The sequence below is a fragment of the Thiofilum sp. genome (genome assembly GCF_016711335.1).
GTDB lineage: Bacteria > Pseudomonadota > Gammaproteobacteria > Thiotrichales > Thiotrichaceae > Thiofilum.
This window is the reverse complement of sequence record NZ_JADJTF010000001.1, coordinates 394222-411573: the sequence shown is the minus strand read 5'-3', so window position 1 is coordinate 411573 and position 17352 is coordinate 394222. Positions and strand designations below refer to the sequence as shown.

Here is a 17352-nt window from a genome sequence, read left to right as displayed (position 1 = left end):
GCCATTTTGCCTAAAGTATTTGATGCTACTGAGCTAAACATTACCTCATTCTCTACCAACGCGAGGGCAATTTTTTCTTTAAAATAATTTGCTTATGTTCATTAGTACCGATGTAATCCCCATGACGCAAATCTTTCATAATGCGACTCACCATCTCACGGGATGAACCAACCATTTCAGCAATCTCTTGATGCGTCATACGTGGTGTGACTAATACCCCATTTTCTTCTTTGGCTTGCGACAAGAGCACGCGTGCTACACGTCCATACACATCAAGGGTTGAGAGCGAACAAATCGTATCGTCTAACACGCGTAAACGAGTAGCTAAGGCACTGAGCATAGGCAATAAGGACTCAGGAAAGTGCTCAATAAATTGCTGAAACCCCTCAGCGGTTAAGCACAATAATTTAGTCGACTCTACCGTCATCACGGTGGCAGAGCGCGGTTGACCGTCTAGTAGACTTAGTTCACCGAAAAAATCACCTTCATTTAAAAAGGCTAAGAGCGTTTGCCGCCCTTCTTCATCACTGGCGAGCACCTTCAAGCGTCCATCGAGCACAATATAGAGGGATTGAGTTTGTGCACCTTGATTAATAATGATGCTATTTTTGGGGTAAGTGAAGGTATGAGCTAAACCATTGAGATAGTCTAGTTGCTCAGATTTTAAGTTCTTAAATAAGGGGATATGGTTAAATGAATTAATAGCATTGGGTATTGTTTTCATGACAGCTCGTATTCATCTTAGAAGTAATCAGTATGCCACGCTTAGCAGTATTTTGCTGGCGTTATCGTTAGTATAGCTACTAGTGCTGGATGTTTGAGCAAGTTAAGCGCTAGACTGCTGATTAAGAGGGTGTCAATCTCGGTAAATAGGGTACAGAACCTAGGCTTTTGCTCTAAATGAGAGGAAGTAGTCTATGCTTAGTACAGAGGAAGCGTCGAATAGCAAATGGAGTTTGAATATGACGAACCAACATAACCTACCACCTGAAGTCGGAGTAGTGCTTTCAAAACGTGGCAAGGTAACCGCCAGCTTGGAGGGCGTAATGCGTATTTTAAAGCGTGGCGATGTTATTTTTAGTGATGATATTGTCTCTACAGTACGCGGAGCGAATCTGCAATTACGTATGGCTGATAATAATATTGTGATGCTCAGAGGTGGGAGCACCTTTCGGGTAAGCTTATATCGGATGGAGTTTGGGCTAGAGCAGGTGAGGCGCTTTGAATATAGTGGTGGGTCAATTAGACCTAGCCAGCGCCACGACACTACGCTAGATCTACCCACCGCATTAGCCGCTAATAGCTAATCAAGCTGAGCTAAGGTTGCAGACAGCGGGCTAATTGGTCTGCGGTCTGCCTTAATAAAGCTGGATAGGTTTGTATAGTTAAAGGGAGTTGACTACCTAAGCCATCCAAAGTGGTTGTGTGTAATTTTAATTCTTGGGCTAGATTAGCTAACACAGTTTGTGAAAATTGTGGCTCATATAATAAACAAGTCACCCCTGCTGTCTTCACGGTTTGATACAGGCGCTGTAAATGCTTAGCGCTGATTTGATGACCTAATCCCATACTCACCGTCGCTTTTAATTGCACCCCGTAGCGGGTATCAAAATACTGCCAAGCATCATGAAAGGTAATATAACCCCGCCCCTGAGCTGAGGCTAACTGTTGCCGAGCGTACTGATCCGCCTGCTGAATTGCGCCAATGAGTTGTGCTGCATTGGTTCTAAAGCGTTCTGCCTGTTGAGGGTAGCGTGTACTGAAGGTATTCAGTAAGGCTTGAGTGATAGCAATACCGTTATCAGCATCTAGCCATAAGTGTAAATCGTTTGCCCCATGTGCAGGATGTAGGGAAAATGAGCCAGCTAGCTGGCGGGTAGGGAGTAGTTTAATATGGGGTAGCTGCGAGAGCGTTAATAAGTGCTGGTTGGGCTTTAAGTGTTGCAGTGCTTTATCTAATTGCGCTTCAAATTCAGCATCAATGCGAATAATAAGGTCTGCCTGAGCCAGTGCCTTAGCATCGGAGGGGCGCATACTATACTGATGCGGGGAGGCGTTATCAGGGAGCAGTTGGCGTGTTTCTAGCGTAGTACCTTCTGTTATTGCCAGTACTAAGCTATGAATGGGTTTAATAGTGCTAATAATCAAAACATGATCATCAGACTGCTCAGCTTCATTACAAGCACTTAAAAGCAACATAGCACAAAGCAGAAAAAGGGATACAATACGGCGCATCATGATCAATGGATAGTTAAAAGATGTCAGAACAGGTACTGGCTGCTTTAGAGCATGTCAGCTTGAGGTTAAATCAGCGCGACATTCTGCATGATATTAGTCTTGAAGTATACCAAGCCAAAGTACTTACCCTGATTGGTCCTAATGGGGCAGGCAAGTCTAGTTTACTAAAAATCCTATTGGGGCTAGAGCCTCCGACTACTGGCAAGGTGTGGCGTAAGCCCCAGTTAACCATTGGCTATGTGCCGCAACGTTTTCAATTAGAGCCGCTGATGCCACTCACCGTCGAGCGTTTCATTTGCTTGGGCAGTAAACAACCTAAAGGCTCGATAGTGCAGGTACTGCAAGCCGTGGGCATTGAGCATTTACAAAGGGCTTCTTTACAAGGCTTGTCGGGGGGGGAAATGCAGCGCGTGTTATTAGCACGAGCTATTATAAAGCGTCCAGAGTTATTAGTGTTGGATGAACCCGGCCAAGGCGTGGATGTGGCAGGTTTAAGTGAGTTATATCAGCTCTTAGCGCAATTAAAAAAAGACTATGGCTATGGCGTCATCTTAGTCTCTCATGATTTACATCTAGTGATGGCAGCGACTGATCAAGTGTTGTGTCTCAATACCCATGTATGCTGCTCAGGGCAACCGGATGCAGTGACGGCACACCCTGAATACTTAAAACTATTTGGTTTACCCAATGTTGAGCAAGGATTAGCGGTATATACCCATCATCATAATCACCATCACGGCTTAGATGGCACGGTGATTGTAGACAGTTGTGAGGGGCATACTCATGGATAATGGCTTAATCGATAGCTTTATTCTCCGCGCCCTGCTTGCTGGGGGGGCTGTTGTCACGGTGACGGGCCTATTGGGAGTGTTTTTGTTGTGGCGGCGCATGGCTTATTTTGGTGATGCCTTATCACACTCTGCGTTATTAGGGGTGGCATTAGGGATAGCATTAGGGGGACTGGAGTATTGGTTGGTATTAGCGGTGTGTGTCGCGGTAGCTTTTTTGATGACGTGGATACAGCGTAAACCAGAACTCAGTAATGACACGATTCTAGGCATTTTAGGGCATGGTGGTTTAGCGCTAGGACTCATTGCATTGCATTTTAGTACTCAATCGGGAGGTAGGAGCTTAGAGGCTTATTTATTTGGCGATATTTTATTATTGCAAAATACCGATGTTTATTTCGCCTTGGGTTTAAGTGCGCTAGTGATTGGAGTGGTGTGGTATTACTGGCAGGCTCTATTACTCATGACGGCACATCCAGAGTTAGCCCAAGCTGAGGGCATTAATACCGAGCGCTTGAGCTTAATTTATATGTTGTTAATTGCCTTAGTGATTGCAATTGCCATGCGCGTAGTGGGGATTTTTCTACTCACGTCTTTATTAATTATTCCTGCTGCTACGGCAAGACGTTTAGCTCGCACGCCAGAGCAAATGGTATTAATAGCCGTGTTTAGTGGCTTAATTGCCCTAATTTTGGGGTTGTTGAGTTCTTTGTGGTTGGATAGTCCGGCGGGTCCTAGCATTGTGGTAATAAGTGTAATGGGATTTGCTTTGGTGCAAGCACTGCCTCAACGTTAGAATTATTTAGAATTAAATGCTAATCAGCAGATACGGTTTGTGCGGCGCACAAATCCATGTTAAAACACAGCCCTAGTCCAAATTTAATGACGCTAAAGTAGAGAAGTTTAGCAGGAGAGGTAGCGTAATGGTGGTAACAGCAGTTTACCCAGGGACCTTTGATCCCTTGACAAATGGGCATATGGATTTAATTCGACGTTCACGGCGTTTATGTGAGCGAATTATTGTGGGAGTGGCCTCTAATCCTAAAAAAAAGCCGTGGTTTACCCTACAAGAGCGTGTCGCTTTGATTAAGGCGGAGATTGAGCATCATGGTTTGTCTAATGTTGAAGTGATTGGTTTTGAGGGATTATTGGTGGAGTTTGCGAAAGCTCAACACGCCAGTGTCCTGATTCGTGGTATGCGTGCTGTTTCCGATTTTGAGTTTGAATTTCAGTTGGCTAGTATGAACCGTAGTCTTGCGCCGGATGTCGAGTCGGTGTTTTTAATGCCCGGAGAAAGCTTCTCTTTTATCTCTTCTACATTAGTAAAAGAGGTCGCACGCTTAAAAGGTGATGTGGAGCGCTTTGTTTCACCTAGAGTATTAAAGGCGCTCAAAGCTAAGATCCAAGAGCGTAATGCTTTGCCTGATTAAGAACTACTAGATAAATCTCGGTTAATAGGCAGCATTGCCCCGACCTTGTTAACATTAAGCTATCACTTTCAGAGAGGAATAAGTTTATGGCACTAATAATTACTGATGAATGTATAAATTGCGACGTATGCGAACCCGAATGCCCTAATGATGCGATTTCAGCAGGGGACGAGATTTATGTGATTGACCCTGCTCGTTGTACCGAGTGTGTAGGTCACTATGATGAACCTCAATGCGTGGCGGTGTGTCCAGTAGATTGTATTCCTAAAGACCCTGATCATGTTGAGTCTAAGGAGGCGTTAATGCTTAAATATGAGGCGTTAATGGCTAAGTCTTAAGTTTGACTTTTGAGTGCAATGAATATTTTTATGCCTGCTTTATGCAGGCATAATTTTGTGCTAAAAATCAATTATTTAGACTGCTGAGCCTGAAAAGTGAGTAAGGGTTTGCGTTGAGTATCCAGCAGTAGGAGTTGCCCCCTAACAAGAGCGTACATTCTGACTTTAGTGAGCTGCGCCATATAGTCACGCTCTATCTCATCCGCCGCTCCTGAGCAGAGCATGCGTGTGACACTAGGTTGACCGAGTACCAACGTTCCATCCTCACTTGCCAAATAACTACCCGAATAACTATTACAACCATTAAAGCCATTCATGCGTCCGCGTTCAAAGCTGATGCTCACAGGGCGGGGCAGTTGGTTCACGCTTTTGCTCAACACCCATTGGGATTGATTGAGGAGCTGATAGTTAATAGAGCGAGGATTGGTTTTAGTATTGCAACCATTAAGTATTAATAGTAAACAGCCCAATAAAGTTAAACTAAGTCGCCAGCGTTGGCGCTGGATAAAGGTAATCATCGATAGCCTGCTCAGGAATGTTATTATTATGATATGAGATAGGTCATAACCACTAAGGTTCAACCTAATATGGTCATAAAACCGCGACAGAGACACAACTAAATCAGGATGACCGGAAAGTGAGGCGAGGGAGTGTTTAATATCCAGCCTATTGGCTATGTGCAATCGTGCTATCAAGAAAAATTTGGTATTCCGCGTCAGCCCAATTTAGTCTCAGAGGCTAAGGCGCGGATTGTGCTATTGGATACTTTTTCCTTAGAGAGTGTGCGCGGATTAGATGAGTTTTCCCATATTTGGATCATTTTTCGGTTTCATATGACCGCAGCACAGGGCTGGCATCCTACAGTACGCCCGCCGCGTTTGGGTGGAAATCAGCGTGTAGGCGTATTCGCCACCCGCTCTACCTTTCGCCCTAATGCATTAGGCTTATCAGTAGTACGCTTAGTCTCTATGGTTGAGCATAATAGACAGGTATGTTTAGATTTACAGGGTGCTGATTTACTAGATGGTACGCCTATCTTAGATATTAAACCTTATCTTCCCTATGTTGAAGCTATACCCGATGCACAGGCCGGATATGCTCAGCAAGCCCCGTGTGAGGTGCTTCAGGTGCGTTTTTCTAAGAGTGCTTCAGTGCAGTGTCAGCAAAAATCTACACAATGGCAGGTGAATATGGAGCTGTTGATTCGCCAAATTCTGCAACAAGACCCGCGTCCTGCTTATCGCACAACACTAAAAGATTCACGCGCATATGGGATGCGATTATATGATTTTGATCTACATTGGCGTTATGACGCTGATGGCATTGAGGTATTAGACCTAAGTCCAAAGAGTTCTCTACCTCAGACTAAGCATTAGGGAATGTATCACTTGAATATTTATCCATTACGTGGCTGGTTATTAAGCCTACTAGCAAGCCTAATTTTAGCGCATTCAGTAGCCTATGCTAAACCCGCCAACGATACTAATAATAAAACTAAAGATCCGCAAACTACTGAAGCGACTATCGCACCTGAATTAAAACATCTACCTGAAAAAGTCGTAGCTTTAATTCAAAAACATAAAATTCCAGCCGATGAACTCAGTATTCTGATTCAAGAGGTCAATACCCCTAAACCTTTGGTCGAACATGAGATCGATACTCCACGCAATCCAGCATCAACCATGAAGTTACTCACCACTTGGACAGCGTTGAAAGAATTAGGTCCAGCATGGCGTTGGAAAACAGAGGTCTGGACGCGGGGAACCGTTAATAATGGCGTATTGCAGGGTGATTTGATTCTTAAAGGTTATGGTGATCCGTATCTAATCTATGAAAATTTTTGGCAGCTCATGTTTGATTTGCGAGCCAAAGGTTTAAAAGATATTCAGGGCAATCTAATTATAGATAATAGCTATTTCGATGTGCCCGAACAGCTCAATCAGCAATTTGATAAAACACCAGAGCGTGTTTATAACGCTATACCCTCGGCTTTGATGTTTAATTTTCAAGCCACGCGCTTTTTATTTTCTCCTAATGCACTGACCAATAAAGTTGAGATTACCACTTTTCCCGAAGGGGCGATTGCTAAGCTAGATAATCAAATGATGTTACGCGAGGGGCGTTGTACGGAGGAAAACTATAATCCGGTCTTTGTGCGCCAAGACGCGGGTGCGATGTTAATTCGTGGTGATTATGCGACTGAGTGCGGACAGCAGTTTATTATGCGCTTGATGAGTTCGCCGAGTATTCACGCCGCTCAAGCATTTCGTCAATTTTGGCAACAACTAGGGGGTACGATTAGCGGAACTGATCAAGTCGGTATCGCTCAATCCTCCGACCAACTGTTCTACACTTACTATTCAGCACCACTTATCGATCAAATTCGCGCAATTAATAAGTGGAGCAATAATGTAATGACCCGCCAATTATTGCTGACCTTAGGAGCAAAGGGTATTGGTGTTCCGGGGACGACTGCAAAAGGCAGTGAAGTGATTAAGACCTACTTAAACTCAGTAGGCATTAATACTCAGGGCTTGGTCATCGAAAATGGAGCGGGCCTATCCCGTGATGAACGTCTCACCGCACGACAAATGGGGCAAATGTTGAATCTAATCTGGCGTGATGCTTATATGCCTGAATTTATTTCTTCCTTGCCATTATTGGGCGAGGATGGCACTTTACTCAAACGCTTTCGCCACCAAGCCCTACGCGGTCAAGCACACTTAAAAACGGGTACTTTAAATGATGTTTCCGCCTTATCAGGTTTCTTGCTCACTCAAACTGGTAAGCAGCTCATTGTAGTGATTCAACATCATGGTCGGCATGTATCGGCAGGGCGGGCTGTTCAAGATGCCTTATTAGAGTGGGCATTTAATCAATGACATAGGTTTTTGGTATGAAACATTGGGATGTACGTTGGTTAGTATTAACCTGTTTGGTCAGTACTTCAGGGGTAACAGCAGCCACTCTACCGCCTTTAGAGTTGGAGACTTCTTTACCCGCTGTGGATACCGGCCTATCTGCTGAGGAAGCCTTAGCCTCGTTAGATTCAGGGATAAATACTTTACCTAGCCTTGAACCTAGGGCTATTGATCCAGCGTTGACTGCACCGACGGAATTAGCGGAAGAAATTAATAGCCCTGCTGATCCTACGGTAGGGGGAATGGATGATTTTAGGCGCTTACCCGATGAAGCGCCTACTCTAGGCGAAGACCCTGCTGGAAAACTTTATCCCAAAACTAAAACCACTAAAGCCAATGCTAAAGGTAAAACAGAGGAGTCTCCGGTTAAAACCTTGGTCAGTGGAGCCGATAAAGCATTATCAGAAAATATTATTGCTTTTTTGCCCTCCAAGCGGCGTTTAAATTGCGCTACTTCTGCTGAACGTATTGAGCGTTTTATAGAGGCTGCCCAACCTAAACTTCAAGAGGCCGCCGAAGCGATGGGCTACTTTGATGCGCAATTTAAAATGACTTCCGCGCGGCGTGAAGGCTGTTGGGTGTTAAATGTAGCCGTGAACCCCGGCAAACCCATTCGCGTCCAAGGTATGAATATTAAGATTGCAGGGGCGGGGGCGAATACTAAAGATTTTAAGGAAATCCAACGCAAGCCTCCCTATCAAGTAGGGGATGTGATGGTGCATCAGCCTTATGAGGACTATAAAGACACACTCAATCAAAAAGCCAATCAGCTAGGTTACTTTGATGCCGAGTATAAAACTAAAGAATTACAAATTGATCCCGATAAGCGTCAAGGCAAGGTAGTGTTAGATTACAACACCGGAGAGCGTTATCGTTATGGTCAGGTGGAAGTGAAACAAGACGTACTGAATCAAGAGGTATTACAACGTCATTTGAAAGTGCGTCCGGGGGAGTATTATGACTCTGAGCAATTACTCAAACAGCAGCGCTTATTAGAGGCGAGCGGTTATTATAAGGATGTGCAAATTGTTCCCCAACATAATGCCGCTAAGGATAAGCAAATTCCCGTGAATATTCAGGCAGAGCGTAATAAGCGTTATACCTATACGGGTAAGTTAGGGTATGGAGCTGATACTAAGACCCGTTTTGAGGTCAAAATGGACACCAATTGGGTCAATGATAAAGGGCATAAGTTGACCGCAGAAGCGGTGGCTTCGCAACCAGAATCCTCCTTAGGTTTTACCTATAAAGTACCTTTGTGGCAGCCTGAACATGAATTTGCTGCTTTAAGCGCAGGCTGGGAGCGTTCCAATACGAATCAAATTAAAAGCTCGGCGTTAAAAAGTGAGTTTAGTTATAACCGTCGTAATGATAGTGATTGGCAACAAACCGCTTTTGTATCCACTCTTTATGAGGCTACACAGCCAGAGGGGAGTGAGAAAACAAGGTCGCAATTGACCTTATTAGGTGCAAGGGTCAAGAAAACTGAGGCAGATGATCTACTGTATGCTACTCAAGGTTGGCAATTAGCCGCTGAATTACAAGGGTCTAAACAAGGCTTATTGAGCGATCAGACCTTGGTGCAGGGTAAGGTAGCAGGTAAGTACCTCAAAACATTAGAGTCTAAAAATAAAGTGATCTTACAAGGTACGGTAGGTACTACTTATACAGATGATTTAACTACCACACCTAAGTCATTACGGTTTTTTGCGGGGGGGCAAAACTCGGTACGTGGCTATGATTTTCAGTCTTTAGGCACTAAAGATGCGAATGATGTCGTGATAGGAGGTAAGCATCTGATTGTGGGGAGTGCTGAGTTTGAAAAGCCTATCCGTGACAAATTAAGTTTAGCGGCTTTTGTGGATGCAGGTAATGCGTTTGAAGATTGGTCGAGTTACGACATGAAATGGGGGCTTGGGGCTGGAGTACGTTATCAGTCTCCTTTAGGACCGATTCGGGTAGATTTGGCAGTGCCTAAGGATGATTTTAAAGATTTTCATTTTTACTTTAGTTTAGGACCTGACTTGTGAAGTTAAGCCGTTCCCTGATTTGGACTCCCTTAGTGGTGGTAATAGTGCTAATTATTTTGGCGCTACTACTCTTGGGGTTTTTATTATTTAGTCAAACAGGAACTAGGTTAGTTGCGCAGCAATTAGAGCAGCGTATGGGGGGATTGACCTTTGAAGGCTTAGAAGGTGCACTAGGGGGTGATTTAAAGGCTAAGCGTATTTACTGGCAAGAAGAGGAGCTGGAGGCGAGTGTTACGGTTGAAGGTTTAGATCTGAATACTAAGTTAGGTTTACGCCCTGAATTAACTCGTGCTTATGTCGACCGTTTAGTAATTAAAACCCCTAGCGCAGGTCCGGGACCAGTAGTGATTCCGGAGTTATCGGAACCATTAGAAGCTTTACTCTCGGATGTGCGCGTGAAGCAATTTGAATTTTGGGTCGGACCCAGTTCAATGACGCTCTATGATGTCAGTATTAAAGCCAATAATGCTTTAGGTGTGCTGTATATCCAAGACTTTAAAGCGCGTACTCATGCTGAGCCGGATAAAGGTTTAATGCTCAGTGCTCAGGGGCAAATGGCATTAAGAGGTCAGCACGAAGGCGCTTTTAAGGGGCGAGTTGAGTCGATTGATCCTGTATTAGGTATTGGCGCAATCGATCTAGATTTAGCAGGGCCTGATAGCGCGTATAAAATCAAGGGTCAGGGGCAATGGTCTTATCGTAACTCGCCGCGTTATGAGGTTAAGGTGCTAGGCTCCGGTAATATGGAGCAGTTAGATTTAGATCAATTAACGTTAACTGATCCGAATGGAGCCAGCGGTGCTCAGGCCAAGGGCTATGTTAATTGGTATGATGCTATTTTGTGGCAGCTAGATACTACTACTCAAGGTGTTGATTTAGCCGATTATAATTTAGGTACTACCAGCGCTTTAGAGGGGCATGTGGTGTGGAGTGGTGAGCGGGGTAATGTCAAGCGCTCTATGCACTGGGTGATTCATACTCTTACCGGTACAGTACAAGATTATCCAGTACAGGCTCAAGGGGAGATACTCTCAGATTTCGGGGTAGTCGAAGTAAAAAGCTTAGATGCGTCTGTAGGTGATAATAAGCTCACCGTATTAGGTAAAGCTGATCAAGATTTAGCAATGGATTGGTCATTGGATGCCCCTCAATTAAAGCAATTAAGCCCTAAACTTGAGGGCGCTTTACAGGGCAAAGGCGTATTAAAAGGACGCTTAGATGGTTCTCAATTAGCCGTTAACGTTCAAGAGTTAAGTGGTCATTTGCAAGGCTATCCCATTAAAGCTACCGGGCAGTTAGAACGCAATAATAGTGCACTGTCGGCGCGTGATGTGCGGGTTTACATGGGCGATAATGTCATTACCCTTGATGGTGATGCACAGGATCGTTTGGGTTTAGTATGGACGGTGGATGCCAAAAATCTGTCTCAAGTCAGACCAACACTGCAAGGTAATCTGAGTGGCAGTGGGCGCTTGGAGGGGCAACTCGACAAAAAACACTTCAATTTACATGTCGATGGGCTTAAAGGGCAAATTAATAAGCTACCGCTTCAGGCGCAAGGACAACTCCAGCTCAAAGATGAGATTTTGAACGCTCAAGATATGCAGGTTTTGATCGGTTCTAATCGCCTCATTTTTGATGGTAGTAGTGCTGCTAATACTTTAGGTCTGAATTGGCAATTAGAGGCGGATAATTTATCGACTCTCAGCCCTAAATTAAAAGGTAATGTGAGTGCATCGGGTAATTTAAAAGGTTTGATGGATGGCTCTGAATTTGATCTGACTATAGCGCGGATGCGCGGTATGGTGCAGGAGTATCCACTGCAAGGTTATGGGCAATTAAGCTTAAAAAATAAGGTACTCAGTGCCAAAGATGTGGTACTAACCCTAGGCGATAATAATGTTATTCTAAATGGTAGTGCCGCCGAAACCTTGGGGTTAGATTGGCGTGTTGATGCCAAAGCCTTAGAGCAATTAAATCCTAAACTGAAAGGGCAAGTGATTGCACAGGGTAATCTCAAAGGTTTAATCGATGGCTCAAAACTCGATATTGGGGTACAAAACCTCAAAGGTACTATACAAAACATACCTTTAGAAGCTAGGGGTGCATTGCATTTTGAAAATAGAGTTCTTGAAGCACGTAATGTAGTGATTGATGCGGGCAAAAACCAGATCACGCTCAATGGCAGTGCGGGCGATAGTCTAGGTTTGGATTGGATGATTAGTGCTAATGATTTAGGGCAGTTATCTCCTAAATTAAGCGGTAATCTCAATGGGCGGGGCACATTGAAAGGGACTTTGAATGCTAGTCAATTAGATATTAATGTCACACGCTTAGAAGGCAAAGTGAATCAATACCCTATTAATGCTAAGGGACAATTAGCGCGGCGCGATCAAGTCTATTCAGCGCGCGATTTAGTGGTGAATGTAGGTGATAACCAACTGGTACTCAATGGCAATGCAGGCGATAGCCTAGGTTTGGATTGGCGTATTAAGGCGCAACGCTTGGAGCACTTGAGTCCTAAGTTGCAAGGTAATGCTGAGGGTTTTGGTACTTTAAGTGGGGCTATGGATGGTTCACGTTTAGATGTCACGATTAAACGGCTCACTGGATCGGTGCAAGGGTATCCTTTGAATGCATCAGGAGGCTTAAAGCGCCAAGGGGAGGCTATTACTGCACGCGATTTAGTGGTCGAGTCTGGCAAAAACAAAGTCATATTAAACGGCAATGCTAATGATAGTGCTGGTGTCAATTGGCAAGTGGATTTAAAAGACCTATCACAACTTAGGCCTAATCTTACCGGACGAGTTCAAGGGCGTGGACGCTTACAAGGATTATTAGATGGCTCCCGTCTGGATGTCAGTATTCAAACCTTAGAGGGGCAAATCCTTCAATATCCACTCACCGCAACAGGTCAAGTAGGCTTACGTGATAAGCAATTATCGGCTAAAGACTTAGCCATTAATTTAGGGCAAAACCGCCTAGTGCTAAACGGTCAAGCCTCTAATCGTCTAGGAGTTAATTGGTCATTGGATGCTAAAAACCTCAATCAAATTCATCCCGAATTGCAAGGCAATCTACAAGGTAATGGGCGTATTGAGGGGGCGGTAGATGGCTCCAACCTGACCATTAGCATTAGTCAATTAAATGGAAAATTACGCGACTATCCTTTAGCAGCGCGTGGTTCTATTACTCGTCGCAATAATGCCTTTAGTACGGAAGGCTTCAGTGTGGATGTAGGGCAAAATCGTCTATTGCTCAGTGGTCAAGCTTCAGACCGCGTGTCGGTACGTTGGCAGTTAGACGGTAAAAATTTAAACCAATTGCATCGGAGCTTAAAAGGTAATTTAAAAGGACGTGGTAGTTTAACGAGTCGCATCGATGGTTCTGAGTTAAGTATTGCTATCGATCAGCTAGTAGGGCAATTAAATGATCATCCGCTTGATGCCACCGGGCAAGTAACTCAACAGGGTAAAGACTGGTTAGTTAAACAGGGTAATGTGCGAGCAGGAAGTAATGCGCTGCAATTATCGGGCAAAGTTACCGAGCCGATTGATGTGCAATGGCGTATTGATGCTAAACAACTCGCTCAGGTTATGCCCGGTTTAGCAGGTACGATTCAAGGTCAGGGTAGTGCTAAAGGCTCTTGGTCTTTGCCTCAAGTTCAAGGGCAAATTAAAGGCAGCCAATTACGTTATCAAGATTTAAGCATAGAAAGCCTCACGGCTGATATTGGGCAAAGTGGCGGGCAATATCGCGCTAATGCCACCCTCAAAGGGATACGCCAAGGTGAGCAGCTCATTAGTCAGGCAGTGCTAGAGGCGCAAGGAACAGCGGACAATCATAAAGTACGTTTAAGTGCCGTGCATAAAGAGGGTAAGGTTGATCTAAGTGCCGTTGGGCGTTGGCAAAATAATACGTGGGCAGGAACGATTCAATCCGCCGATTTAAGAGATACTCCAGCCGGCAATTGGCGCATTACTCGCCCTGTGAATGTGCAGATTGGTAAAGGGCAGTGGGCAAGTGGGGAAATATGCCTCTCTAATGGTCAGGGTAATCTCTGTGCTCAACCTGCGCTCTCTAGTGCGGGGGTCGCAGCTTCGGGGCGTATCCAAAATATGCCACTGGTGATGTTAAAACCGTGGTTGCCAGAGACTATTAAACTAGCGGGAGTGGTCGAAGGCTCCTATCAAGTGGTATGGCGCAATGGTCAAGGCTCAGGACAGGCTAATTTACGTTTTCCTGATAATACCCTGCAAGTGCGCCAAGCGAATGGTCAGTTTGAACAATATACCTATCGTGATGCTCAAGTAGTAGTGACGTTAGTAGGCAAAACCATCAGCCTACAAGGTCAGACGCAAGTAGATCAGTATGGCGCAGTGAAGCTTGATGGGCGTATTGAATTAGTCGAAAAAGGGGATCACCGCATACAAGCACTGATTAGTGCCGACTCCCCCAATGTCGCTTGGCTAGAAAGCATGACGCCTGACTTAGGGGACATTAAAGGGCAGCTGCAAATCAATGTTGAAGTGGTGGGAGCTTTAAGTAAGCCTGCGATCCGTGGCACTGCACGTTTACAAAATGGGCAAGCCTATTTGGCGGAAACAGGCGCTTTATTACAGGATATTAATTTAACGCTACAAACGGTAGATGCTCAAAACGCCATTATTAGTGGCTCATTGCGGGCGGGTTCGGGTGTGCTGCAAGCTAAAGGAACCATGCAATTTGCTAATCTGCCTAAATGGTCGGCGGATGTCCAATTACAGGGTGAGCGTTTGCTCTTGATGGATACGCATGAAATTCAAGCATGGGCTTCGCCTAATCTACGGGTGACTGCTGTTCCGGGGACAGTCAATATTCAAGGCTCGGTGTTTATTCCAGAGATGGTGGTGAGTTTACGAGAGTTACCTAGCTCAGCTAGTGTGCGTTCTGATGATGTAGTCATTGTGGGGCGGCGTGCTCAAGTGAGTCGTTCTAATGATGTTGTTATTGTAGGTAAACGTGGACAGCAGCGCACTACAGCGTATCAAAGGACTCAAGGAGGCAATCTTGTTGGGGCTGGACGGCCCAATTTGCAAGCGAAAGATGAGCCTCTGACTATTAACCCTGACGTGATTATTGAATTGGGTGATAAAGCTGTTTTTTCAGGTTTTGGTTTAGATGCCAAAATGCAAGGACGCTTGAGAATTGCGCGTACCCGCCAAGATATTATTGGCATAGGGTCTTTAAGTATTGTGAATGGTATCTATAAAGCCTATGGACAAAACCTAAAAATTGAGCGAGGACGCCTGATTTTTAATGGTAATTTAGAAAATCCGGGCTTAGATGTGCAAGCAGTGCGGGTAGTAGAGGATGGTGATATTAAGGTAGGTATTACCTTGAATGGCACGGTGCGTCGCCCTGAATCCACGCTCTTTTCCTCACCCATACAAACCCAGAGTGATACCTTGAGTTATTTGTTGACTGGACATCCAGCTAGTACCTTATCCGGGTCTGATACTGATATTTTACGCCAAGCCATTATGAATTTAGGTATTACGGGTGGGGAAAGTATTGCTAATCAATTGGGAGTGGCTTTGGGGTTAGATGAGGTGGGGATTAATGCTAAAGGTACTGACTATCGGCAAAGTGAACTACTATTAGGTAAGCGTTTGGGGCCGCGTCTGTATGTAAAATATATTGTGGGTGTGTTTGACTCTTTACAACGAGTCGCCATTACGTATCAGATTAATAAGCGTCTACAGCTAGAGGCTCAGTCGGGTAAGAAGCAGGGTGTTGATTTTATTTATAAAATTGATACAGACAAAGGGCCTTTTAGAAGACATACACGCTAAACCTATTAAGTCTAAATTAAATTACAAAAAGCTGGCTTTTAGTGTTAATTAGTTATATGATTGCGCTCCTGTTTTAGCAGGTACGAATTAGCTCAAAAACTGGTGATAAAGTTATTAAAAACTTATCTCAAAATAATGCTGGTTTTTGATGGTTATTAGGTTGACTTTCTAACTTGATAACAAGATAATGCGTGCCTTTCCAGTCGGAGGGGTTCCCGAGCGGTCAAAGGGGACAGACTGTAAATTTGTTGGCTCAGCCTTCGAAGGTTCGAATCCTTCCCCCTCCACCATCTTCTGTTTGATCCCTGTCATTAACCGTGCGGTGATTAGTGATCAGAGCATTAGGCGGGTGTAGTTCAATGGTAGAACCTCAGCCTTCCAAGCTGATGGTGTGGGTTCGATTCCCATCACCCGCTCCAAATATGTTGATGGCTGAGTAGTTTAAGCGTTTTGCCCATATAGCTCAGGCGGTAGAGCGCATCCTTGGTAAGGATGAGGTCGGCAGTTCGATTCTGCCTATGGGCACCAGTTATTTAGTTTTGGACGGAGTGCTTGTCAAAATGGCAAAAGATAAATTCCAGCGTACGAAGCCGCACGTAAACGTGGGTACAATCGGTCACGTAGACCACGGTAAGACCACCCTCACAGCGGCGTTAACGGTAGTACAATCGCGCAAGTTTGGTGGTGAAGCGAAAGCGTATGACCAAATTGACGCAGCACCCGAAGAAAAAGCACGGGGTATAACCATTTCGACGGCACACGTAGAATATGAATCAGCGGCACGTCACTATGCGCACGTAGATTGCCCCGGACACGCCGACTACGTTAAGAACATGATCACCGGTGCGGCTCAAATGGACGGTGCGATCCTAGTCGTTTCTGCTGCCGATGGTCCTATGCCTCAAACGCGTGAGCACATCTTATTATCTCGTCAAGTAGGCGTACCCTACATCGTGGTTTACATGAACAAATGTGACCTTGTAGACGATGAAGAATTACTAGAACTCGTAGAAATGGAAGTACGTGAATTACTCTCTGACTACGAATTCCCCGGTGACGACACCCCGATTGTCAAAGGTTCTGCGCGTGCAGCCTTAACGGGTGATACCAGTGCGATTGGTGAGCCTTCTATCGAAGCCCTCATTAACGCATTAGATACCTACATTCCTGAGCCTGAGCGTGCTATTGATGGTGCCTTCCTGCTCCCTGTAGAAGACGTATTCTCGATTTCAGGTCGTGGTACAGTCGTCACTGGACGTATTGAACGCGGCATCATCAAAGTCGGTGAAGAGGTCGAAATCGTAGGGATTAGAGCCACCACCAAAACAACCGTGACGGGTGTTGAAATGTTCCGCAAACTCCTTGACCAAGGTCAAGCGGGTGACAACGTAGGCTTATTACTGCGCGGTACTAAGCGTGAAGACGTAGAGCGGGGTCAAGTACTGTGCAAACCCGGTTCTATCAAACCTCACTCCAAGTTTGAAGCCGAAGTGTACGTATTGTCCAAAGAGGAAGGTGGTCGTCATACCCCCTTCTTCAAAGGCTATCGTCCCCAATTCTACTTCCGTACCACGGATGTAACCGGTGCGTGTGAACTGCCTGAAGGGGTAGAGATGGTCATGCCGGGGACAATGTAAAATTAGTGGTAAGCCTGATCAATCCGATTGCGATGGAAGAAGGTTTACGGTTTGCGATTCGTGAAGGTGGTCGTACCGTCGGTGCCGGTGTCGTCGCTAAAATTATTGAGTAATTTCATACTCGATTAATTAAAAG

At 44.9% G+C, this 17352-nt stretch carries 12 protein-coding genes, 3 tRNA genes and 1 pseudogene; 13 read left to right on the top strand and 3 right to left on the bottom strand.

What is annotated here, in order from left to right; all coding sequences use genetic code 11:
- Nucleotides 1-52: 52 nt before the first annotated feature.
- Complete coding sequence (locus tag IPL34_RS01990) at nucleotides 53-724, bottom strand: Crp/Fnr family transcriptional regulator (protein WP_296836917.1); 672 nt, start codon at nucleotides 722-724, stop codon at nucleotides 53-55.
- 193 nt (nucleotides 725-917) lie between these two features.
- Between IPL34_RS01990 and IPL34_RS01985 the strand changes: the two genes are divergently transcribed.
- Nucleotides 918-1307, top strand: a complete 390-nt coding sequence (locus IPL34_RS01985) for a hypothetical protein (RefSeq protein WP_296836914.1) — start codon at nucleotides 918-920, stop codon at nucleotides 1305-1307.
- Between the two features lie 10 nt (nucleotides 1308-1317).
- Here the strand turns inward: IPL34_RS01985 and IPL34_RS01980 are convergent, their stop codons facing one another.
- Entirely contained in the window at nucleotides 1318-2238 is a 921-nt protein-coding gene (locus IPL34_RS01980) for a zinc ABC transporter substrate-binding protein (RefSeq protein ID WP_296836911.1), read from the bottom strand.
- 20 nt (nucleotides 2239-2258) lie between these two features.
- Between IPL34_RS01980 and znuC the strand changes: the two genes are divergently transcribed.
- The 4 genes from znuC to IPL34_RS01960 all read left to right on the top strand — a co-directional run bounded on the left by znuC (nucleotide 2259) and on the right by IPL34_RS01960 (nucleotide 4794).
- Nucleotides 2259-3029, top strand: a complete 771-nt coding sequence (gene znuC, locus IPL34_RS01975) for a zinc ABC transporter ATP-binding protein ZnuC (protein ID WP_296836909.1) — start codon at nucleotides 2259-2261, stop codon at nucleotides 3027-3029.
- Complete coding sequence (locus tag IPL34_RS01970) at nucleotides 3022-3822, top strand: metal ABC transporter permease (protein ID WP_296836906.1); 801 nt, start codon at nucleotides 3022-3024, stop codon at nucleotides 3820-3822. The genes znuC and IPL34_RS01970 overlap by 8 nt, the downstream gene beginning before the upstream one ends.
- Nucleotides 3823-3949: 127 nt before the next feature.
- Nucleotides 3950-4456: a pantetheine-phosphate adenylyltransferase gene (gene coaD / locus IPL34_RS01965; protein ID WP_296836903.1), complete on the top strand. Its 507-nt coding sequence runs from the start codon at nucleotides 3950-3952 to the stop codon at nucleotides 4454-4456.
- 86 nt (nucleotides 4457-4542) lie between these two features.
- A complete protein-coding gene (locus IPL34_RS01960) occupies nucleotides 4543-4794 on the top strand; it encodes a YfhL family 4Fe-4S dicluster ferredoxin (RefSeq protein WP_296836899.1) in 252 nt (83 codons plus the stop codon).
- 71 nt (nucleotides 4795-4865) lie between these two features.
- Here the strand turns inward: IPL34_RS01960 and IPL34_RS01955 are convergent, their stop codons facing one another.
- Nucleotides 4866-5312, bottom strand: a complete 447-nt coding sequence (locus IPL34_RS01955) for an META domain-containing protein (RefSeq protein WP_296836896.1) — start codon at nucleotides 5310-5312, stop codon at nucleotides 4866-4868.
- Nucleotides 5313-5444: 132 nt separating this feature from the next.
- Here IPL34_RS01955 and tsaA point away from each other — a divergent pair, with 132 nt between their 5' ends.
- The 8 genes and pseudogenes from tsaA (at nucleotide 5445) to tuf (ending at nucleotide 17329) form a co-directional block, all read left to right on the top strand.
- Entirely contained in the window at nucleotides 5445-6170 is a 726-nt protein-coding gene (gene tsaA, locus IPL34_RS01950; RefSeq protein ID WP_296836893.1) for a tRNA (N6-threonylcarbamoyladenosine(37)-N6)-methyltransferase TrmO, read from the top strand.
- A 3-nt stretch (nucleotides 6171-6173) separates the two neighbouring features.
- The gene (dacB, locus tag IPL34_RS01945) at nucleotides 6174-7676 is read left to right on the top strand and encodes a D-alanyl-D-alanine carboxypeptidase/D-alanyl-D-alanine-endopeptidase (RefSeq protein WP_296836890.1); all 1503 of its coding nucleotides are present in this window, start codon (nucleotides 6174-6176) and stop codon (nucleotides 7674-7676) included.
- Between the two features lie 14 nt (nucleotides 7677-7690).
- Entirely contained in the window at nucleotides 7691-9745 is a 2055-nt protein-coding gene (locus IPL34_RS01940) for an autotransporter assembly complex family protein (protein ID WP_296836887.1), read from the top strand.
- Nucleotides 9742-15579 (top strand): translocation/assembly module TamB domain-containing protein, encoded by a 5838-nt coding sequence (locus IPL34_RS01935; protein WP_296836884.1) that lies wholly within the window; start codon nucleotides 9742-9744, stop codon nucleotides 15577-15579. The genes IPL34_RS01940 and IPL34_RS01935 overlap by 4 nt, the downstream gene beginning before the upstream one ends.
- A 205-nt stretch (nucleotides 15580-15784) precedes the next feature.
- A tRNA-Tyr gene (locus IPL34_RS01930) sits at nucleotides 15785-15869 on the top strand.
- Between the two features lie 55 nt (nucleotides 15870-15924).
- Nucleotides 15925-15998: transfer RNA gene (locus tag IPL34_RS01925), tRNA-Gly, on the top strand.
- A 33-nt stretch (nucleotides 15999-16031) separates the two neighbouring features.
- A tRNA-Thr gene (locus IPL34_RS01920) sits at nucleotides 16032-16107 on the top strand.
- A 32-nt stretch (nucleotides 16108-16139) separates the two neighbouring features.
- Nucleotides 16140-17329 (top strand): annotated as a pseudogene (tuf, locus tag IPL34_RS01915) (elongation factor Tu).
- Nucleotides 17330-17352: the final 23 nt, after the last annotated feature.